We start from the raw sequence: 20026 nt of genomic DNA, 5'->3' as shown, positions 1-20026 counted from the left end.
TCATGCCTGAGCACTATTTCTATTACGGGCCTGCCTACTACGTGGCTTGTGAAGAGCACATGGCTAGGGCTTTGGGGAGCGGGTTTCCCGCGACGGCCAAAAAGGTTGAACCCACGCTCCACGACCCAGAAATGTGGGACCTTGAAAAGCTGGTGAGCGCACTTACGGCCAGTGGCGAGCTTCCGCCCAATCATTTCAAGCGGTTGGGTGAGCGTACGGGGTCAGTTGAAGATCACTGCATGTCAATGCACTAGGAGAGCAATGTACATGGCACACATTGGTTTCGGATGGTGCAAACGGTTTGACAGCTACGCGGAAGCGGTGCAATACGCAGGGCGTCACGGGCTCCCTCCCGAATTCGTAGAGCTGAACCTGAGGAAGCGGCCCAAGGCCCACTAGACCGTAGTCGGCAGCACGGGAACACAAGCTAGGGATACGTCTTGTGTTCCCCTCTGTCCACTGCGTATCAAGCGCGCTGGGGAAACAACAGGAGGACTCATGAACGTTGACCTCGTGTGGGTTGCTACAGCTGAAGTGAAAGTAGGTGACAGGCTGGTCTGTCTGCTGAGTGATGCACGGGCCTACCCGGTTATTACGGGCTGGTCTGACGAACGGCTCAACCTGAGTCGGTACGAGGGATTGCAGGACGTCATACACCGGTATTTCGACCTGGAGTCGGGTGCGCCGTGGTGGTGTGATGACGACCAGCGCCGTTCCGACCTTGCCGGAAAAACGCTGATTGTGTCCCGCGAGTTGCAGGGCCACAGCATCGAAGCGCACAGGAGCCCTTATGGGCGTGTGCTTTCTTGTCGGGGGTGTGAGAACGCAGGGGGCTAGTGCGTCCGCCGCCAACTGCCGTATCAGGTTCACGGGCACGGAGGTTTAGGGATACGTCTCCGGTGCCCGTTGAAAAACGGTCTCGCCGTCCGGTTCGGACGATATCGCCTGCCCGGGGTGATTGTCGGGGCCATATAGGTGGATGGTGCAGCCATGACGAAAAGTAACATCACTCATGTTGTGGTTTTGCACTCGGTAAGGGGCGCGAGCAGGCCGGTCAATCCGACCACGGATTATCAGTGTGTCCCTCTCGGCGAATCCCCCAAGCGCTAGCGGCTCAATATCGGGGGCAGGGAAGTGCAGCCGTTCACTCAGGGCCATTGCCACTCTGTCTCCGGTATCGGGCCTCTAGAGACAAGTTCAGAGGCTTTAGTGGAAGGCGCCCATTGTGAATAGAGGGACACTCGGTGTCAAAACGATCCGTGCTGCACACCGTGGCCTCTACGAATGTGAGTCTCTGTCTGTGACGTTCCTGGAAGGGGAAGCGGTGCTCACCGGCCGTTTGGTTGGCATTGGAAGTCGACTTGGCGTGCAGACGGACATGAGACTTCACGAGGACATTCATCCGAACCGCGTCCTGTCCATTGATGTCGTCTAGTAGAGAAGGGGCGAACACGTGACCGTGCGCCGACAGTCACAGGCCATCGCGATGGACTTGCGCTTCTACGTCTATGCGAGCGAGGCGGGCGCGAAACACAATACCTACCCGAACGGGGCGTCATCACCTGCTGTTCTGGTGGAGTACACCGAGTCCGAGCGTGTGACGAACGCTCGCAGACGGGATGAAGTTCTTGCTGAATGGGCGGCCGTCGATATAGACGGATACAGCGGATGGCGGGCAGCAACTGTCCGGCTTTCAGCAAACTCCCCAGCAGAAATTCCTGAGGGATCATGGGTCGCTCTGATCCAGGAAAGAGACGGAATCCGACTAGTGGACCCGTGCGCTTTCTGTCGGGAGTGCCGTTCCCGCCGCTAGTCGGTGAGCTTGGGGCACGGAGATATGGGATACGGGCTCCGTGCCCTTTACTTACCGCCTATCGGAGGAGTGTGGGTATGGAAGAAGAATCAAACGAGTTCCTATGTGAGGTATTCCTGAGGCTCTACAGGCCGGGCCACTGTCCTTTTCCGGGCACCGTAGTACGCCACATGGTGTATCGCGGAAAGCAGTTGCGAACCATTCTGTGTGGCGAACACGTCGGCGTGTTCGAGGGGTGGGAGACGTCGCCGATCCAGGTATATCGCGAGCGTCATGAGCTGGTTCCGGACGATGTAATCCTCGGGGTGCGGATATGGCCCAGCCCGGACATAACCTGCTTCGAGGAATCGGCCAGTAACTCGGAGACGCGCACGGAACTGAACATGTGGACGGCGATGCATCGTGCCGTAAAGTCCCATGCCTGCTGGCGATACTGGCTCGGGCACTATGCGGCCTACCCAGTGCCCGTCAATCGCGGCCCGCTTCAGGATTCCTACGGGAATTGGCAGCGGGCCAAGGATCACGCAGAAGGCATGTACCGCACCTATGCCCGCGAGGATCACGGGCAGGAGTACGCGGAACTGCCGGAAGGATTCCTTCACTCAATAGCTTGCAAGGCAGCGGAAAATCTTCGCTCGCGCAAGGTTTCCCAAGGGAGTGTGAGCCATGGTTGAGTCAAATCCCGAACTTCCCTCGATTTCCCCTGTGCTGAAGCAGGGAGCGAATAAGCGGAACATCGATGCCTACCGTAATGCGGTAGCGGTAGCGCACTTCAATGCTTGGACGTTGAAGGGGCTGTACAACGGCTCTGACAGTCGTTCTAAGTGGCGCTGCGAATTGGAAGGATGCGGGGAGACAGTCGTGAAGTTTTACAGTCACATCCGTGGGCGCAAGGACAAGGAGGGCAATTGGAAGCCCAGCCCGCGTCACAAGGGCTGCCTTCCCCCTGCGCAGCGTGAAGAGGCTCTCAAGAAGTGGCGGGAGCGCAACAACCTGATCTAGTCGGGTGAGCTTGGGACGTGGTGAATGGGATACGTTCCCCGCGTCCCTTGCTCCTTCGACTATCGAAAGGGAACGAATGGAACACAGTCACTTGGCCGTTGGGTCTGATGACGCACTCGACGTACGCGTAGAGATCCACTGGACCCCCGGCCTTACGGAATTCATGGTGGTGGTCCGCAATGCCTCAGATCTCATAGAGCACGGCACCTATAGGGGACTGGTACAGGATCCCATGCCTGCCGGAACGCTGAGGAGCAGTGCTCTTGACAGCATTGCGGCTCAAACGCTGGGACATTACATGGTGATCACTTCTCGTTGGGTGGTGGATCCCGTGTCTCTTGCGGGCTACTTCGCGAAAACCACCGGGTTCGAGTGGGTACCGGAGAAGCTGGCGAACGTCGAGTGAGCGCCATGAGTAACTGGAGCCTGGACGTAGCGAGGGCACGCGACGGAGCCAGGGAGGCCGCCGGCAACCCTGACCCACGTGCCCGTGCGTGCGCCTACGAGGCCCTCTGCCAGGGCCTTGGCGAGGCAGCCAACGCCTACGTTTGCCCTCCCGCAGCGGTACGGGAACTGGTACGGGAAGCCGTTCGCGCCTATCAGGCGGAGCGCAGAAATACCAGGAGGGCCGTGGAGTACACGCACCTGTCCCAGCTCATCGGCTTCGCTGGGAAGAACATCGTTTTTCAGGTGGAGTACGTAGAGAACGAGTCGGATTGCTGGGATTGGAACGCTCATTCGCAACATCAGGCGAAGCTGATGGACCCGTGTCGAATCGGTGAGAACCGTCAGATCTTTGAGAACGCGAAGCAGGCTGCCAATGCTGAGGCCAAGAAGATCAGCGACACCTACGAGGAAGTACGCGTGGTGAAGGTGTCGTCCGAGCGCGTGTGGAACTCAGGAAAGGAAGCCTAGCCAGTGACTGAGTCTGAAGAGCGTGCCATGAGAGAAAAGATGGCGCCGTGTAGCGAATTTCTTCGATTCCGGGAGGACATCCTTCGCCTGGCACTGGAGAGTTTCGCCAGGAATATGTCAGAGTCCGAACGTGCGGCTCGTGACGCCTACGAGGCAGGGCAGGCCGATTCTGCGGTAAAGGCGAGGCAGGATGCCTCTCAGATCGGCAATCGGGGATACGGCTTTGCGGCAGACATGTTCAAGGCGAATGCGGAAGCTGCGCTCAGCGCTGCGGAAGATATGTGGGAGGTTCTCCATGGGAGTGAGGCGGCGATATGAGAGGTAAGGCCACAGGCGTAGAGGTCACGTACAAGTGTGGGGACTGCAAAGAAGAGTTCACGACCTATCAGGACGTCACCCCGGATGTTTCTGACCTCGTGGTGATGACGGAAGAAGAGCACGAGGATTGCCACGAGGGCTGAGCTGCCCTGGTGAGGGCTGGAAAGGATACGTTTCCGGCCCGATCCATGGACGCTCACACCTCTGAGTGTGGACGTGCAACAAACACGAACAGGAAGGATGGTTGTGGACGAGAAGGCCCGCTATGAGACCATGTCTTACGGTCCTATCGGAGTGGCAGTCAAAGCCGCTATGCCACACACCGAAGCGGATCCCGTAGGGGTTCACGCGGCCGTGCTGGCTCTGTACTCAGCCGCCCTCAACGGCAATATCTTGCAGCCCAACGGGCGGCCCTCGGTGATTTGGACGGCGCTGGCTGGCCGATCGCGCGTCGGGCGTAAAGGATACGCGCTCTCGACGGCAAAGGCCATCTTGGGCGACTCCATCGGGGACTTCCTAGGGCGGCGGACGCAGGGAGGTATTTCCTCAGGCCCCTCCCTGGTGCAGACCCTTTACGAGACGGAACAGGACTCCCTGACACAGGAAGGGGGGCTGGATGGGCGGCTGATTATCGTGGATGAGGAATGGTCCACGACTCTGAAACTGGCGAACCGCTGCCCCAAATACTCAGGGGTGTTCCGGACCGCTTGGGACGGAGGTCGAGTCTCGAACGTCACGAAGAAGGACGGAAAGCGGGTAGAGGTCACCGTTGACACTCCCGCCCTCGGCTTTCACGTGCATATCCAGCCTGCCGCTTGGAGCAAGTACATCTCCATCACGGAAGCGCAGGGAGGCTCATACAACCGGATCCTGCCCGTGATGGTCGAGCGGTCCAAGCTCATTCGGACGGCTAAGAACCGCCGCAACCCTCTGCACGAAATCAAGGTGAGCGGGTCACTGCGTCTCGCGTACGAGTGGGCGCGTAAGGAAACCAGGGAGATGATGCTGAGCGACGCTGCGGCAGAACGCTTTGATGATCTCCGGGCAGAGTACGAAGACACCATGGATGAGCTTCCGGAAGAGGTCTCCTGCTTCATCGAGAGAGCCGATGAACAGGTCATGCGTGTCGCCTGTGTGCTCACTGCGGCTGAGCGTAAGACGCTCATCAGCGTCAAGGCACTTGAAGCCGCAAGGGCCTTCGTGGAGTTCTCCATAGCGTCCGTGAAACAGCTCATCTCCCAGGGCAACGTACAGAAGGCACGCACGATCCAGCCTCTCGACGTGAAGATCAGGGAGAAGCTGAGGTTGCACGGCGATATGACTTCGACTCAGCTCTACCGCGCTCTCAGCTCCCGATACACGGCCAGTCAGATCTTCGATGTCGTTGACGGCATGCCCGACGTGGAGGTGGAACAGCACCGGGTCAACAGACCCGGACAGAACCCCATGGTGTTCCGGCTGGTGGCCGAACCCGAACCCGGCCCTGAGGCGGTACCTAAGCCTGTGCACGTCCTTGCCCAGCGACGTGCGACAGGACGCAAGACCACCGCGAAGAAGGCGGCCCCTGTGAAGAAGGTGGGGGCTGCTAAGAAGGCTCCGTCTACTGCGAAGCAGGCCACCGCGGGCTCGACGCCGTCGGCACGGGCCAAGACTCCTCGCAAGACGCCAGCACGACAGCCCGCTATGAAGGTCCCGGCAGCTGTCGCATGACCCATCGGACAAGGGAGAGGCCGTCAGAAGGGCAGCAGTGCACCAGCTGTCGAGCTGCATTCGAGACGGAGCAATCCGCTCGGGCCTCGACGTTCCCGTGTCCGAAATTTCCGCTCGCTCACGGCCACAAGTACGAGCGGGAGCACGTGATCTACCCCTTCTCTTACAACAGGGGAGACGGCTACGGGCCAGATCGGCTGTGCGATGACCCGGGCTGCCTCGCGTGTGTTGGCCACGACTGTGACTGTGACGTATGCACTGAGCAGATGCGCGCTCCGGATCTGAACGTCCTCTTGGACAGCCGGGAGCACGGCAACCGTGCCCGATCAATCAATTGGGAGGAAGAAGACATGACGACAGACCTCAAGAAGGCCCTGGAAAGATTCAAGGTCGGGGACTACGTATCCGCTGCCGGTGTGGACACCCGTGGGCATTCCGTGACCCGTACGGGCACGCTGCTGGCGCTGCCGGCGGACGTGACCGCGACACGTAACGGGGTGCGGTCAAAGGGAGTGCGGGTATGCGTCGGCGCGGCTGGCGTTGAGCCCAAGGAGCGGTCGACCTGGACCACCCTGTTTCCGGATGCTGGCAGGGTCGAGCTGGCCGAGGAGCCGAAGGGTGTGGAGTGGTCAAACTCCGAACTGCGAACTCTTCCCGGAGTTCGTGCGAGCAACCACGAAGCGCGGTTCCACTTCGGAGGGAAGGGAGGGAAGCGGTCGAGCGAGCCCAACGAACCGGTCATCTTGGCAGGACTGACGTACACCGGCGACGGTAAGTACGACATCTTCGACGAGGACACGGGGGACGTGGTGCTGACCTGCACCCTCCAGTCCCGCATTTGGTGGGCCCCCACGTCACCGGGCCGGAAGGTGGAGGCTGCTGAGCCTGAGCGCCTGGAGGTCGAGGAGCACCAGGACCAGGAGGCCCCCCTCTCTGCCTCTGAGGAGAAGTACGACAAGGCCGTGCGCCATGTTCGTACAGGGGAAGTAGTCGGATTCCTGAGCCCGGGATGCCGCTTCACTCCCATTGCAGAGATCCCCGACTACCGGTGAGCACAACCAGTCCCGGAGGCCGTAGGGCTGTGGCGCCGTCATCCATGCCCAAGGTCCGGCCCGCAGCGTCCCTTGTCGTACAGGGGCGGTACACCGATCTCTGTCGGAGATGGGCATCCGGAGAGTGGATTGAGCGAATCACACTTGAGGGGGGTGGGTGCCTGTGACAGCCTCACCGTGACAGCTACGCGCCGTATGGCGCTGAATGAAATATGGATGCTGTTTCCGTAGGGATACGACGGAAACAGTTCAGCCCGTCAGAACCAGACAGATCAAAGTGGAAGGCACAACGATGGCCCAGCAGGTGAAGATTCTCCTCCTTGACGACATCGATGGAGGGGAGGCCGACGAGACCGTAACGTTCGGGCTGGACGGTAGGACCTACGAAATTGACCTCACCGGCAAGAATGCCGACAAGCTGCGCGAGGTTCTGGAGCCGTTCGTCAAGAGCGGCCGTCGCACTGGGGGCAGGGCTGCCGCCGGCATCCGCGGCCGTGGAGCTGTGAAGCCTGCCCGTGCTGAGGGCGAGCCCTCAGCCGAGGAGTACCGCAAGTGGGCCACGGACAACGGCTTCACTGTCAGCACACGTGGCCGTGTGCCTGCGGGAATCAAGGAAGCGTACGCCGCAGCGAACGCATAGCAGAGGCAACATTTGGGCAGCGGCGACGAAGTTTCGCCCGCCTAGCCTGAGACAGTGAACGAAAAAAATGCCCCCTCCCTTTCGGGAGGGGGCATTTTTTGTTTTGCTGCTCGGCTTACTTGTCGGGAGTGCCTCTCAGCTCAGCCTCAAAGGGGCTGTCCCGATAGAGGGCTCGGGCGGTCTTGGTGTCCTCGTGTCGCTGGGCAGCCTCGCCCACACCCAGGAGGGCCGCAGAAGCGGCCAAGAGAGCTTCCCAGGGCAGCTTGGGCCAGACGATCAATAGGGCTGGGACGAGCGCCGCAAGAATCGAATAGGTTCGAACTCCATGCTTCGAGAGAATAACGTTAATGCTGCATCACCTCGTACTGTTGGTTTGGTAAGTGGGGGACCGGACCTAGAGCCCAGTCCCTAATCCTGCTAGCGAATCTTTTGCCATGCGAGCCAGTCAGCTGGAGAAAAGACGCTTCCAGGTCTGCGGGCCTGGATAGCCGTCAGCGTCGCTTCCGGTCCAGCCTTGGGCTGTCTGGAAAGCCTTCACCGCAGCTCGGTCGGAGCCAGTCCACTGAGGGCCAGGCCCCACCTTGTAGAAGCGCCCGTATCCCGTCTTGACCAGCTGTCTGCCAAGCTGAGTCACATACTGGTTCCTCGCGCCAGGACGGAAATATTGTGCGCCTGGAAAGGCGGGAACCGCAGGCTTGTTCGGAGTGGTGGGCTTAGACGGGGTTGTCGGCGGCTTGCCTGCGCTCTTCTTGAGCTGAGCCGTAACATCCTTCCGGAAGTCGGTCATGTCCCACAGGGAGCCCGCAGCCTTGCCAATGGGGCCCTTGGGGTCGATCTTCCGCGTGGTTCCCTCTTTGTGTCCGATCACGCTGTCAGCGGTCCACCCGTGATGGCGGCAAATAGCCGCAGCCCACTTGACCGCAGCGTCGTACTGGGACTGAGGATAAAAGTCCTTGCCGTCACCCAGATTCTCAATCTCGATTCCGTAATAGTGAGTGTTGCCATCAATCGGCTCGGCCTTACTCGGCTTGGGGTGAGTGGAACTTTCGGTCACCACGGCCGTGTGTGCGTTACTGGCGAAGGTCCCAGCGTGATTCGCACGGCCATTGCCGACCATTGTCGCTGTTCCGTCCTTAGCCAAATGAGTGTGACAGAGAGGCCCGGGAAGGGCGCTGCTGCCTGACGAGACAAAGGCCAGAGAGTTGCGCCCGGCGGTGTGGTGGATTACAACACCATGCACGGGCCCCCACGCGCCCTTGTGATTCCGGTTGTGGGTACGCCAGCCGGAACGCTCCTTAACATTTACGCCTTCGGCCTTGAGTGCCTTGACGAACTGGTCCGCTGTCATGGGTGTAGCCATTAGTCCTCCATCGTGTTCGTCTCGCCCGGAAGGCGGACAACAGCCAACCGTGCAGGGTCGAGACTTGTCAGTAGCTGAATCAGTCGCTTGTTCTCGGTCTCAATGCGTGTGAGACGTTCTTTGATCTCATTCAGAGAGTTCTCTAGCCGGTCCGCACGAGTCTTCTGCGCTTCGGCTTCCTCGCGCCAAATGCGGGCAGAGTTGGTCTTGTGAGAGGCAACCAGGACCACCGCGGCAGCGATCACAGAGGAGAGCGTCCCTGCAAGGCCAATAATGTCTAGTGGAGTCAAGGAGTCTCCTCGGTGTGGGGGCATGAAAAAGGCAGCCATGCCCCCAAGCATGGCCGCCTTTCAGTCGCCTATCGGTATTCGAGCCTCGCTGTAGTTGTTGCCCGCATTGGTTGTGATACCCCGTCCCAGCCGGATTCGCTGGCTCGTCCCGTCGTCGTAGATGCCCGCAGTAGCGGCATGCAGATACGCACTATCCAGATGCACATCCCGGGCTCCGGAGATCCGGACACCGTACTGAGGGCTCGTTCCGGCGGTGCCCTGGTCATCCGTGCCCGGGTAGCAAGTGAGGCCGGTGACGATGACAGGCGAGCGCTGGAGCAGAGCCAGGCCCGCGTAACCCCCTCCGCCAGTACCGCCGTTGCGGCCATCCCGCCGAGTCATCAGGGAACTGATGATGAAAGGTCCGTTACCCGTGGCGTCAATCCGGACGCCGTCCCAACCGCATCGATCGGTAGAGCACGCGGACATCATTCCCGAGCCAGATCCGGGCCAGTTCCCCCACGCGCCCGTCAGATGGAAGCCATAACCACCGGTCCATTCAGCCCGGCAAGCGAGGAGAGTTGAATTAGCACAGTTAGTCAACTGGAATCCACTGGAGCCTACGCCGATGGCCTGGCAGTCAATCATGGTCAGGTCGGTATTACGTTCAAATGCGAAACCATTCGCATGACAGTTGTCCACCATGACACTGTGAAGGCGCCAGGAGTAGGGCCACTCGTCCGCTTCATTGGGGCCCGTCGCAACTCCATTGCCCGGCATCTTCCGAATGCAGACATCGCGTAGTACGACGTTCTGTACATTGCCCCAGGCATAGACGCCATCTGCGGTGCCGGCCAAGAACTTCGAGCCGTCGAGCATCAGATTTGTGAGGCGCTGTTCCGCATTGATCGCTGGGTGACTCCCATCGTCATCACCCGCGATGGTGATCAGGGCGCGTCCAACGAAGTTCGGAAGTGCCTGGACGTAACAGGGTGAATCGTCCTCGTTCATCCCCGGGCCCACCATCAGATTCGAGTGGGACCCCATCAGGGTCACTCCCCGGGGGACATCGAGGGGGGCAGATACGCGGTACACGCCTCGTGGGAGGTACACGACTCCGCCCGCCGCACATCCAGATAGGGCCTTTTGGAGCGCTGCTGTGTCATCGGTGCTTCCGTCGCCGGTGGCGCCATACGCAGGCGCGAGAACGTTGATCCAGTCGCCCATGGCGGGGGCCTGGGCGACGGCGGGGATCTGGCCCAGGGGTATCAGCCCGTACTCATCGAGAGTGGCCAGACCTGTTGCGGCGCCCTTCTGGGCGTTCAGCTCATCGACGACTGCCGCCCGGTCCCCGTGGGGGTCGTGGCTCAAGAGATGGGCGTTCAGACGGTCCCCGACATCGGCGGCGGCCAGGGCGACCCGGCCGCCCCCGAAGTCGACCCACAGGCGCTCAGCGTCCTCGGGGCCGTAGAAAGGCCGGACCATGCCCGCGTCGTCGGCCACCAGCTCGCTCATGGGCGAGCCGTCCAGGTCCGTCATGTCGGTTACCTGGGCAGCTCCCTCTGTGATGCCGTCCCAAACGGATCCGGTAGCGCCCGGCACACGGGCGCCTGACGTGTCCTCTGCCACGTCAGCAGGGCCACCGCCGAAAAGGTTTCGTGCCACGATTCTCACTCCTTGAATTCGGCCGCTTCGTAGACTCCGCTGATGGTGATAGTGCTTTTACGGGGGATCACAGCAAGACCATCAAGCCCCTCGGAAAGGAACCGCGGATTGGGGTAGTAGAGAAAGAGATTGCTGGTGTTCGCACCCTTGTGGATCCTGCATGACAGGCTTGTGAAATTGGGAAGCCCACCGGCTTTGGCTGTGTCGTTGTCCAAGTGGCCCAGGACTACTTGACCCAGCCGGGCGTTAGCCGTTGTCGGTAGGGTCACTCCAATGGCGAACGTGGCGCCCTTCTTCACATCCGTGTTGGTCGAGTTCTCAACCCTTAGGGAAAACCACACGAGGTTTGGGGCGATCCACCGCCAGCGGCCATTTCTGTAGTTGGACGAGATCGAGCCGGAGTTGACCATGCTTGGCGTGTAGGTACGGGACGGCCCTAGATGTCTTGCTGCTACGTAGCCCTCCTGGCCATTCCAGTACTCGACCTGTCCACCGCTCGAATTACTGTCCAGGTCATAGGAGATGGAGTTTCGGGGGGACAAGGCCACGCTCTCAGCCGCAGACCACGGATATCCGACCGAGGGGGGCATATGGAAGGGACCCCGGCGCGTCACCGTGACCGCGCCATTGCTGGCAGGGGCGTCCACGGCGAAGATAGGCATCTCCCAGACGCCGCCAATGAGGCGTTTGGGAGTCGGCTCCTTGGGGGATGTGGCCGAAGTGCCAGTGATGAGAACCATTTGGACAGCGCTCTTCGACATGTCGACCCGGATGGCTATCAGGTCCTTGCGCCCCTTCGTGGTGGCGTTCTCCGGGATGTCAAACGTCTTGGATCCGGTGAGCTGGTAATAGAAGCCGCCGACCCATGCGGAGCCAGCAGAGACACGCACCTGCCGGCCGTTCAGGACTGTGAGCGTAAAAGGCAGGTCGGTCCCGGAATAGTTTGAGTTCGTCAGCTGAAAATCAATACGGTCCCCTCCCCACGCGGCGGCCATCTGCTGCCACTGCGTCTGGGAGACAACGGAAGTCCCACCGTTGGAATTGGCCGCGTTGAAGGGGAAACTGATCTCTGCCATGTCACATCCTCGCCTCAAGGCGCCGAAGCTTTTTTTGCATTTCGTACACGGTCTTGTAGAGGTTCAAGGGCTCGCCCGTGCCCTGCTGCCCAAGCTTCGGGCTCACGTCTGCCGCGTTACCGGCATCGTCCACAGAAATGACCACCTCCCGCACAACATCGGAATACTCGGAGCCGTCCACCGCTACAGTCACGATGTCGCCTACGTAGTAATCCCGGCCGAACAGGCAGGAGTCTGTGTCAATGGGATAGATCTGGAAGTTCCCGGATTTCACTCCGTCTTGAAGTGCTTCAGCTGCGGCTTCTTCGGCAGCCTTCATGGCTTCGGCGAATTCGGCATCCGTCATGGACTCTTCCGCCTTGACGGTCTTTCCCGTGCGCCTGTCCATTTTTACGCCGATGTCGCGACGGTCTACGAACTGTTCGATTGAAATGCCCCACTCGGTTTCTGAGGCGGTGTCAACCTTCTGGTAGTAGTATCTGTCCAGTCCTTCACCAGCGCACCCGACAATGGCGCGGGTTATTCTCGGCGCGCTCAGGGTCCAGATGTATTCGCGTAGGTTTCCCAGCTCGGGGGAGAACCTCACTGACTTAGACAAGTTGCGTGGCTCGAAAATCTCCAGGTCAATCATCTGGCTCGTGGCGTTGTAAATGAAGCGGTATGCGACTCCCAGAGCTGCGAACCACTCCTCAATTTTTGAGCCGATCACGTCGAACCGTAGTGTCTCCGCTTTCCCCTTGCCAAGCGCAGAAGGGGTCAGATTGACTCCGGATATCTTGCGGTCCGGTAGAGCACCGGTTCCCAGTGCATTGTTCAACTCGTGGTAGATCATTGCTCCCGCACTCGACCAGTTCAATATCCGGCTGCCCAGAGCGGCAGCATGCTGCTGTGAGACTGGGCGGGACGTATCGGGGAAGGCTAGGCGCCTGTAAGCCAGTGAGTTGTGGCACTTTCCGCCGATATACAGTGAGCCGGGCCCAGTGTGCTGGACCTTCGTCCAATACTTTTGGAATACGTCTACCTGGCCACTCAGGAGGGGGCGAGCAACCCCGTCCTGCCGGATGACGATGCCACCCCCTTTCTCGATGAGGTCGGCCTGTGGTGTGCCGTCCTTGATGAGGATCTGCCACGAGCCTTCCTGGCATAGTCGGATAGTGAAATCCAGCGAGATCCACTCATCGATCTCACCGACCCTCTTTAAATTCTTGTCGAAAACTTCGACACGGTACCCCATGGCCCTCCTCAGATAAACGATGCGTATCGCGGGTGGAACAGAAGGGTGATGGCCGACTTGCCGGATCCGGTGACGACCGTGATCAGGGCGTCCGTGCTGCCGGGCGCCACCGGCCAGAACTCCGGATTGGTGTCGAGTCTTTCCCAGTAATTAGTTCCGCGATCGTCCCTCACGGTTTTCCGGCCCGGTCTCGTGTCGATAGTCAATGTGCGTCCTGCCGGTATGAGATCCGAACTGTCACCGGGAGGAGAAGCCTTGATGGTCGCTCCACTTGATGACGTGAGCTGAAAAGACCTGATGGGGCCGCGTAGGTCCCAGACAGGCCAAGCTTCGACATCTCCGGGGTTCTCAATGATCAGGGGTTCGCCGTCCCCGCCCAACACGCCCTCGCTGATCTCCATGGGAAAGAGGTTCTTGCTGTCGCTGAGGAGCGGATCCCCGGTGCCGAAGCTCCATTTGATCGAGCGGGGGGACAGGGGATAGAAGTACGGGTCCATGGCAGTGAAGTTCAGCGCGTACTTGGCCCAGGTGAAACCGGCCGTGTCTCCCTCGGCGCCCTCCATCCCGCCTTTGTAGTAGGCCGCAAGCTGCCGTGTCTCCCCGCTCCATTCGGTGAACCGGATAGCGCAGTAGCCATTCCTGGGATTGAGCGCCTGAAAGAGTTTCCGCTTCAGGGAATTTACGGTGGGCCTGTCTACTCCGTAGAGGAAGACCGGGATCATGATCTCTCGTGCAGACGCACGCGTAGACCTGAAAATTGAACCGTCGAGATTCGGTGATTCATCCGAGAAAAGCTGATAGAGGGGCATATCCAGCCCGGTCGCCCCGGGCTGGATCAGAATCCCGGGCCATACGGTATTGCTGACGGAGGTGAGAGGGATTGCGTCCCCCTCACCATTGCTTCCGGCGAGTACCACACTCGTACGCCCCCACTCCTGAGGTACAGGGGGTAGATCCCTAAGGGATTCCGGTACCCTCGGTGCCGCCTTGGCGGGAAGTGGCATAGGGCCTCCTTACAAGGGAGTCGTGTAGAGAGCTTCTGCCGTTTGGAGAGCCCGCATTACGGCTTGAGGGGTGGGCTCGTCCTTCGCCTCATGAATGTGGATCTCGTACCGGCGCCCAGCCACCATGTCCCGGGTCTCCTGGTCGGTATAGACACGTGCGCCTCCACGGCCGAAGTCGACCAGTTCAGGACCGCGCTCCCCGACCATTGCGAGACCGGGGGATGCAGACATTGTTCCTGTCGCATAACCAGTGTTGCCGGCCAATACTGACTGCCAGCGAGAGCCGTAGCGATTACGGGCGTAGTTCAAGCCTGCGTAGATGTTGGCGAGCGGGTTGACGGAAGTTCCGTAACTGAATGGCCCCGTCCCCTTGAACATGCCGGCAAATGCTTTGAAGGTGGGGCCGATTACCTGCATCAATCCCACAGACGGATGTCCGGCAGCCCAGTTGCTATCCCACTTGTTGACGATGTTGGGGTTACCGCCAGATTCCATGTTGATGCGGTAAAGGACCGTACTCAAAGCAGATGCAGGAAGCCCCAGCATGCTCAGAGCCTGAGCCGCAATGACACCCCATCGTTTAGCGCCACTGCCTTCAGGTAGTGAGGCCGCGGCGGAAAATTCCGGTACATCGGCACTGACCTTGGAACCGCTTCTGAAATCAAAGAGTCCCTTAGTGTTCGGCATGGACTCCCGCGCGTTCTCCATGAATCCGTCGAACACGCGGCCCGCATAGCCGAGAGGGGAATCCTTGATTTCTTTAACGGTGTCGACCATCCCGATTAGGTTGTTGTAGGACCCGGAGACGATGTCTCCGATATCCCCGAAAACATTGCTGAACGCATCGACCGGGTTAGTGATTGTGTCCCAGATGGACCCCAAAGAGTCAGTGACTCCGCCCCACAGATTGCCCCAGACCTTTTCCAGTGTTTCCATGCTGAAGAGGTGATCGAGGTATGCTCTACCGCGATCGACAATGTTTCCATTCCCTCTCCAGACGTCAGTCCAAAAATAGTCTGCCTGGACCGGAGCGAAAGCGCCGCCAAGAATTCCGGCCGCCTGTCCTACAAGGGTGGGGACCTTTTTGAGGACGGTGAAAACGTCCTCAGTCATCCAGTCGTACATGCCACGGAACTTCTGTGCCCCAGCGGAACCACCCGCATTTGCGGAATGATCTCCGGTGCGGAGGATTCCCCCCTGAACACTCCCGCCGAGTTGGTCAGAAGTGCCGTCGAGTTTCATCGTCTTGAGCATGGCGGTGCCCACGGGATAGATGTTCTGGAGTTCAATCAGTTCCTTGACTTGGGCAAGGTCGAATTTCCCTCCGCCACCGGTACCCCGGGCATGGCGCGAGATCTTTCCACGGACTGCGAGGGAGTTCCAAGCGTTGATGGTCTCCTCGCCGATATGGTTCGTGACCTCGGGGCGAAGAACCGCCTCACCGGGAGTGAGGAGAGTGGGGATCTTGTCTGCCCAGGGCTGATACCCCGGCATGACCCCAGCGAAGGAGACGTCCGAAGGCTGCATGACGCCGCCTCGGGCCCTCTTCTTGGGCTTGCTCCCGCTTCCGCCTCCACCAGGGGACTTCTTGCCGATCCGGTCAAGCGCCCCGTCTAGGCCGTCACCTTCGGTATGGGCCTTCTTAAGCGCCTTCTCCAGGTCCTGTACCGCGTCGGTGATCTTCTTCAGTGATCTGCCGTTGAGGAGCCCCACGCGGCCAGCGAGGGAGCTGGCGCCCGTTCCCTGCCCGATCTGCCTGTACGAGTCCTCGGCCGCATTGGTGAGCTTCTTGAACTCGTTGATGATGTCGGTCAGCTTGCGCTTGTTCAGGTTCGCGGCACGACCAGACGCAGACGACGACATAGCACCGTCGCCGATCTGGTCCGCAGCCCTCTTGGCAGCGTCGCGGAGTTGGTTGACCGAGCCCGTGACTCCCTTGACATGCTTGCCGTTGAGGGCACCGACACGAGCGTTTCCGGAAGTGATCTGCTTACCGGCCTCTTCGGCTCCCGATCTGAGCTGACCAAACTCCGCGGTGACCTTGGTGAGCTTCTGGCCGTCCAATGCAGTGACATTGTCCTTGACTTTGCTCAGTTGCGTGACGGTATCCCGAGCCGCCTTCTCAGTCTTTTCGATCTCCTGCCGAAGCTGGTCAAGACCTGTGTTGTTGGTCTGCTGGGCCTGTGTCCGGACGGAGTTGACGGCGTTCTGAGCCGCGTTGGCAGCACCCTGGACGGAGGTCTGACCGTTGCCGGCGAGGGCAGACGTGATCTGGCGCATTGACTCGCGGTTGGTCTCGCGCAGCTCGTCGCGCAACTGGTTGGCGCTGTCGCGGGCTTCACGAATCTGATCCTCCAGGGCGCGTATCTGCCGCTCTCCCTCAGTCCCACGGGAGTCACGTCCCATGAAGCCGTCCAGGAGCCGCGTCCGGGCCGACCGGTCGTCACCCTGACGGTTGGTCGTCCGCTGCTGGCGGTATGCGTCCCGGCCCGCCTGACGAACGGCCGCACGTGACGAGCCGGAATCCTGAGCGTCCTCCCGCGCTGTGCGGGCTGCGGCACGCTGGCTACGGATGTCCCGCTGTCCCTCGTAGGCGCGTACACCCGCTCGGGTCACCGCTGCGGCCGGAGCGAAGAGGCGGCCGACCAGGCCCACGGCCTTACCGATGACCTTTGACAGGAGGCCCACAGCGAGGATCAGGGGGCCCCACTCAAGGAGGAACCGCCCGACACTCGCGGCAACATCCGCCAGTCCAGAATCCTCAAGCCATGTGGCTGCCCTGTCGATCGTGCTGATGAACTGACCAAGCGAATCCAGGAAGAGACCAAGGAAATCATCAACCTTCGGGAACCACTTCTTGGCCAGAGCCTCTACCTGTTCCAGGATCCCGCCGGATCCCGCGAGCTTGTTACCGAGATCCGTGTACTTGTATTGCCCGCCCTCGTCCTTTGCAACGAACAGGTTGCCCAGTTCGAAAGCCGCACGCTCCTTCATCTGCTGAAGGCGACCAGTGATTGTCTCGCTGGTCATTTCGGCGGCGAAGCCCTTGGAGCCCCTGCCCGTCTGGCTTCCTGGATAGGCTTCAGGGTTCCAGTAGTTGAGCATGGCGTCCATGATCTGAGTACCAGAGACACCCCCGCCATCCTTTGCAGGCGTTCCAATGACCTTCCACATTTCCTGCGAGTTCTTGAACCCCAGGATTGCGGCAAGTTCAGCAGCCGGCATACCGGATGCGGCTGCGAGCTGCTTCACATTCTTCGTGGGCGCACGGTCCATGTCCATGATCATGTCCATCGCGTACATAGCGCGCTGGAACTGAGTAGGATTCAGGTTTCCGGCCCGTGCCATCGAGTCACCGATAGCCATAATCAAATCAGTCGTCTTACCGGCAGCCTGGTTGGCCGCCCCCGTACGCGTACCCGCATCCGAGCTGTACCAGTTCTTGTCAGCACCAGCAACAGAGCGGATGAGCTTCATCTGATACTCGTGCATCACGTCGATGGAGAACGGCGTATTGATCGCGTAGTTTTGAATGGCTTCCATCTGGGCCGCAGAAACAGACTTCGAAACACCAGCAGAAGTGAGGCCGAGCTGACCCAGAAGGCGTTTGTCAGCGTTCTCGACGCCGACAGCTGTTAGGGCAGCACCAGCGGTAGCGAGCGGGGCCAGGAAGCGCGTCGCGAGGATGTTCGCAGCCTCATTGATCGACATGCCGACCTGATCAAACCAGGTGCCCATCCGGCGGAGACTGGTCTCAGTGCGCTTGAAATAGCTCTGCGTAGTGGTGTTAGCCGTGTTGATGTTCCGGTTGATGTCCCGGATCTGGTCCCGGAGTTGGACCATGCGGCGCTGCTGATCAGCAATCCCGTCCTGAAGTGTCGCCCGCTGTGCGGCAGCCTGTTCCCTGAGGGCTGCAACCTGCTGACGCGCCGCCTCGCGCTGAGCGGCTACCTGCTGCCGCAGGGCTTCACGCTGGGACGCCAGGGCAAGCCGGGCTTGCTTCTCCGCCTCCCGGCGCTTCTCCTGCTCAATGCGGTCGTGCTCGCGCTGAGTCTGGATCAGGAGCTGTCGGCGCTCGCGGTCCAGGTGCTCAAGAGCGGTTTGACGCTCGCGCGCGGTCCGCTCCTCCAGGCGCACAGTCTCACGCAGAGCGGTCCGAGTCTGAGCGGACGTCTGTTCCAGAAGCCCCTGCTTCTGCTCTTCGGCCTGGCGGAAGGCGCGGAAGCGCTTGACTGCTTCCTCGCCGTACTCCTTGGTGAGCTGCTTTTCGATCCTCTTCAGGGTCTTGGCGGAGTCCTTGGCCTCGACCTCAACCGTCTGCCTGGCCCTCTTCGCCTGCTTCTGCGTTTCCTTCGGCAGGCCGGCAAGGCCATCTTTAGCGGCCTTTGAGACCTCCTTGGCGGCCGTCGCGCCAAGCGTTGCCATCTCACGGTGAACCCTGCGGCGAAGGTCTTGCATGTCCTTCTGGAGGACCTTGGGAATGATTTCGATGTACCCGGTACCGACCTTGATCGGTCCGCGTCCTTCTGCCATTGGACCTCCTAGAGGCTGCTCATCCGCCCGAAGAAGCTGGTGAGTTCATGGGCGTTGCTGAACACCGGCTCTAGCTCTGGCCCTGACGCGGTCTGCGGCTCCGAGGCGCCGGGCCGTAGTAGTGGTGCAGGAATCTCAAGGCCGCGCGCATCCTCGTCTGGGACGTTGGCTTTGAGGAACAGGAAGTTCGAGAGTTCAAGTGCGTCCGAGATGCGCGCGAGGAAGTAATCTTGTTCGCCCCATGTGGCCCGTTCATCCATGGCCATCAGCAGAGTTGAACGTCCGGGCTTGCGCATAAGGGAGTTGATGAGTACACCGAGTCGACGCAGCGATAGCCGCCCACGCCACAGGTCCAGGAAGTCTACGCCGAAGAACTCCATCAGGTCCGCTTCGAGTTCACCTGGGAAATCCTGGATTACGTGGACGACTGACATCAGTTTCCCGAGTCGAGATCCAGCCCCTGCGCTTCGGACATTTTCTTAGCGAACTCGCCGAAGTCCTCGATGTCAGGACGGGTGGCGAGATAGGCGGCCCACTGGTCCTCGCCAAGTATCAGTTGCGTCGCCACGATCTCATCGTCCGTCATCAGAACCTCAAGGGGAAAGTTCTTCGGGTGACGGAGCTTAAATGTGAGACCGCGGTGCTGAAACGTGACGTGACTGTTGGTCGCCTCGGACTTGGCCGCAGCAACCTTCTTGGCACCGTTCTTCTTTGAGGCGCGGTTTTTCTGAGCTGACATAAGGAGACTCCTTGGCCTGTCTAAGAGGGAGATGCCGGAGTGTTACCCCACCCCGTCTCGGGGGTAGTTAGGCAACCTCTGTAACGATGTCATCGTTGGTCAACACGAAACCAAGGCCGCCGGCGGAGTCCAATGCCTCTATGGTCAACTCAAACTTGCCGTTCTCGGTGCGTGAAAGCTGAATAGCGCCCCGGTCCGAAATCATCGCGCGAGGGATCACGCACCGGCTCCTGATGGCGTTCTGGTTCCAGTCGACGACAATGGACAGCTCCCTGAGGTCCGGAGTAGAGGAGAGGTCAAGCCGGAAAACGCCGGTCCCAACTGGCGTCGGATCATTCGACATGACCTCAAGCCACTCGGCGCCCCAGAAAAGCTCAGTCGTAACCTGGTTGGTTTCCTGAAGAGTTGCCTTGATGGAGAAACTGGCGGAAGTCACTGTGTAGAGCACAGGACTGGCCGACTGCCACGCATTCACGGGCTGAGTCTCGATGGCTGGTGTCAGAGTTACGCCGCCCTCATCGACATACCCGAGCGCCTTGAACCCGGTTGGAGGCGTCGCACCATCACCCAACTCGGTGGGCGGCGTGGTCGCGCCGGGAGCTACGTAGATAGCTCCGTTTGGGGCAAACCGAATATTCTTTGCGTCATTCGCCATAGAAGATCTCCTGAGTGCGCAAAAGGCCCCCAAGTGCAGGG

19 protein-coding genes are annotated in these 20026 nt (G+C 60.1%); 10 read left to right on the top strand and 9 right to left on the bottom strand.

Features of this window, described 5'->3' with window-relative positions:
* The first annotated feature begins 2 nt into the window (after window positions 1-2).
* From AB0M67_RS04915 to AB0M67_RS04870, 10 genes are all read left to right on the top strand, one after another.
* The gene (locus AB0M67_RS04915; protein ID WP_365742632.1) at window positions 3-254 is read left to right on the top strand and encodes a hypothetical protein; all 252 of its coding nucleotides are present in this window, start codon (window positions 3-5) and stop codon (window positions 252-254) included.
* A gap of 244 nt (window positions 255-498) precedes the next feature.
* Window positions 499-837, top strand: coding sequence for a hypothetical protein (locus tag AB0M67_RS04910; protein WP_365742630.1), 339 nt, complete (start codon window positions 499-501; stop codon window positions 835-837).
* A gap of 1053 nt (window positions 838-1890) precedes the next feature.
* Window positions 1891-2487, top strand: coding sequence for a hypothetical protein (locus AB0M67_RS04905; RefSeq protein WP_365742628.1), 597 nt, complete (start codon window positions 1891-1893; stop codon window positions 2485-2487).
* Complete coding sequence (locus AB0M67_RS04900) at window positions 2480-2815, top strand: hypothetical protein (protein ID WP_365742626.1); 336 nt, start codon at window positions 2480-2482, stop codon at window positions 2813-2815. Before AB0M67_RS04905 ends, AB0M67_RS04900 begins: the two co-directional genes overlap by 8 nt.
* A 76-nt stretch (window positions 2816-2891) precedes the next feature.
* On the top strand, window positions 2892-3221 hold the full coding sequence (locus AB0M67_RS04895; RefSeq protein WP_365742624.1) for a hypothetical protein: 330 nt from the start codon (window positions 2892-2894) through the stop codon (window positions 3219-3221).
* Window positions 3222-3226: 5 nt separating this feature from the next.
* Window positions 3227-3730: a hypothetical protein gene (locus AB0M67_RS04890; RefSeq protein WP_365742622.1), complete on the top strand. Its 504-nt coding sequence runs from the start codon at window positions 3227-3229 to the stop codon at window positions 3728-3730.
* A 3-nt stretch (window positions 3731-3733) separates the two neighbouring features.
* Window positions 3734-4048 (top strand): hypothetical protein, encoded by a 315-nt coding sequence (locus AB0M67_RS04885; RefSeq protein WP_365742620.1) that lies wholly within the window; start codon window positions 3734-3736, stop codon window positions 4046-4048.
* 246 nt (window positions 4049-4294) lie between these two features.
* Window positions 4295-5758 (top strand): DUF3987 domain-containing protein, encoded by a 1464-nt coding sequence (locus AB0M67_RS04880; RefSeq protein ID WP_365742618.1) that lies wholly within the window; start codon window positions 4295-4297, stop codon window positions 5756-5758.
* A gap of 350 nt (window positions 5759-6108) precedes the next feature.
* On the top strand, window positions 6109-6810 hold the full coding sequence (locus AB0M67_RS04875; protein ID WP_365742616.1) for a hypothetical protein: 702 nt from the start codon (window positions 6109-6111) through the stop codon (window positions 6808-6810).
* A gap of 292 nt (window positions 6811-7102) precedes the next feature.
* Window positions 7103-7450: an Lsr2 family protein gene (locus tag AB0M67_RS04870; RefSeq protein ID WP_365742614.1), complete on the top strand. Its 348-nt coding sequence runs from the start codon at window positions 7103-7105 to the stop codon at window positions 7448-7450.
* 445 nt (window positions 7451-7895) lie between these two features.
* On the opposite strand, the gene AB0M67_RS04865 is transcribed toward AB0M67_RS04870, so the two are convergent.
* From AB0M67_RS04865 to AB0M67_RS04825, 9 genes are all read right to left on the bottom strand, one after another.
* Window positions 7896-8798 carry a peptidoglycan-binding protein gene (locus tag AB0M67_RS04865; RefSeq protein WP_365742612.1) on the bottom strand — a complete coding sequence of 301 codons (903 nt, stop codon included), beginning with the start codon at window positions 8796-8798 and terminating at the stop codon, window positions 7896-7898.
* A 362-nt stretch (window positions 8799-9160) separates the two neighbouring features.
* Window positions 9161-10594 carry a glycosyl hydrolase family 28-related protein gene (locus AB0M67_RS04860; RefSeq protein ID WP_365742610.1) on the bottom strand — a complete coding sequence of 478 codons (1434 nt, stop codon included), beginning with the start codon at window positions 10592-10594 and terminating at the stop codon, window positions 9161-9163.
* Window positions 10595-10749: 155 nt separating this feature from the next.
* Entirely contained in the window at window positions 10750-11820 is a 1071-nt protein-coding gene (locus AB0M67_RS04855; RefSeq protein ID WP_365742609.1) for a hypothetical protein, read from the bottom strand.
* Window position 11821: 1 nt separating this feature from the next.
* On the bottom strand, window positions 11822-13054 hold the full coding sequence (locus tag AB0M67_RS04850; protein ID WP_365742607.1) for a siphovirus ReqiPepy6 Gp37-like family protein: 1233 nt from the start codon (window positions 13052-13054) through the stop codon (window positions 11822-11824).
* 8 nt (window positions 13055-13062) lie between these two features.
* A complete protein-coding gene (locus tag AB0M67_RS04845) occupies window positions 13063-14058 on the bottom strand; it encodes a phage tail domain-containing protein (protein WP_365742606.1) in 996 nt (331 codons plus the stop codon).
* 9 nt (window positions 14059-14067) lie between these two features.
* Window positions 14068-18591 (bottom strand): transglycosylase SLT domain-containing protein, encoded by a 4524-nt coding sequence (locus AB0M67_RS04840; RefSeq protein ID WP_365742604.1) that lies wholly within the window; start codon window positions 18589-18591, stop codon window positions 14068-14070.
* Window positions 18592-18599: 8 nt separating this feature from the next.
* Window positions 18600-19025, bottom strand: coding sequence for a hypothetical protein (locus AB0M67_RS04835; RefSeq protein ID WP_365742602.1), 426 nt, complete (start codon window positions 19023-19025; stop codon window positions 18600-18602).
* Window positions 19025-19330, bottom strand: coding sequence for a hypothetical protein (locus tag AB0M67_RS04830; protein WP_365742601.1), 306 nt, complete (start codon window positions 19328-19330; stop codon window positions 19025-19027). Before AB0M67_RS04830 ends, AB0M67_RS04835 begins: the two co-directional genes overlap by 1 nt.
* A 67-nt stretch (window positions 19331-19397) precedes the next feature.
* Entirely contained in the window at window positions 19398-19985 is a 588-nt protein-coding gene (locus AB0M67_RS04825) for a hypothetical protein (RefSeq protein WP_365742599.1), read from the bottom strand.
* Window positions 19986-20026: the final 41 nt, after the last annotated feature.

This window comes from Streptomyces sp. NPDC051662 (genome assembly GCF_040681655.1).
Lineage (GTDB): Bacteria > Actinomycetota > Actinomycetes > Streptomycetales > Streptomycetaceae > Streptomyces.
Note: the sequence above shows the minus strand (reverse complement) of the source record. Positions and strands in the feature narration are given on the sequence as shown.

Excerpts from the sequence above, each read along its gene's own strand:
- AB0M67_RS04915 (WP_365742632.1), top strand. The coding sequence starts at position 3 with ATGCCTGAGCACTATTTCTATTACGGGCCTGCCTACTACGTGGCTTGT.
- AB0M67_RS04910 (WP_365742630.1), top strand. The coding sequence starts at position 499 with ATGAACGTTGACCTCGTGTGGGTTGCTACAGCTGAAGTGAAAGTAGGT.
- AB0M67_RS04905 (WP_365742628.1), top strand. The coding sequence starts at position 1,891 with ATGGAAGAAGAATCAAACGAGTTCCTATGTGAGGTATTCCTGAGGCTC.
- AB0M67_RS04900 (WP_365742626.1), top strand. The coding sequence starts at position 2,480 with ATGGTTGAGTCAAATCCCGAACTTCCCTCGATTTCCCCTGTGCTGAAG.
- AB0M67_RS04895 (WP_365742624.1), top strand. The coding sequence starts at position 2,892 with ATGGAACACAGTCACTTGGCCGTTGGGTCTGATGACGCACTCGACGTA.
- AB0M67_RS04890 (WP_365742622.1), top strand. The coding sequence starts at position 3,227 with ATGAGTAACTGGAGCCTGGACGTAGCGAGGGCACGCGACGGAGCCAGG.
- AB0M67_RS04875 (WP_365742616.1), top strand. The coding sequence starts at position 6,109 with ATGACGACAGACCTCAAGAAGGCCCTGGAAAGATTCAAGGTCGGGGAC.
- AB0M67_RS04870 (WP_365742614.1), top strand. The coding sequence starts at position 7,103 with ATGGCCCAGCAGGTGAAGATTCTCCTCCTTGACGACATCGATGGAGGG.
- AB0M67_RS04865 (WP_365742612.1), bottom strand. The coding sequence starts at position 8,798 with ATGACAGCGGACCAGTTCGTCAAGGCACTCAAGGCCGAAGGCGTAAAT.
- AB0M67_RS04860 (WP_365742610.1), bottom strand. The coding sequence starts at position 10,594 with ATGAGCGAGCTGGTGGCCGACGACGCGGGCATGGTCCGGCCTTTCTAC.
- AB0M67_RS04855 (WP_365742609.1), bottom strand. The coding sequence starts at position 11,820 with ATGGCAGAGATCAGTTTCCCCTTCAACGCGGCCAATTCCAACGGTGGG.
- AB0M67_RS04850 (WP_365742607.1), bottom strand. The coding sequence starts at position 13,054 with ATGGGGTACCGTGTCGAAGTTTTCGACAAGAATTTAAAGAGGGTCGGT.
- AB0M67_RS04845 (WP_365742606.1), bottom strand. The coding sequence starts at position 14,058 with ATGCCACTTCCCGCCAAGGCGGCACCGAGGGTACCGGAATCCCTTAGG.
- AB0M67_RS04840 (WP_365742604.1), bottom strand. The coding sequence starts at position 18,591 with ATGGCAGAAGGACGCGGACCGATCAAGGTCGGTACCGGGTACATCGAA.
- AB0M67_RS04835 (WP_365742602.1), bottom strand. The coding sequence starts at position 19,025 with ATGTCAGTCGTCCACGTAATCCAGGATTTCCCAGGTGAACTCGAAGCG.
- AB0M67_RS04830 (WP_365742601.1), bottom strand. The coding sequence starts at position 19,330 with ATGTCAGCTCAGAAAAACCGCGCCTCAAAGAAGAACGGTGCCAAGAAG.
- AB0M67_RS04825 (WP_365742599.1), bottom strand. The coding sequence starts at position 19,985 with ATGGCGAATGACGCAAAGAATATTCGGTTTGCCCCAAACGGAGCTATC.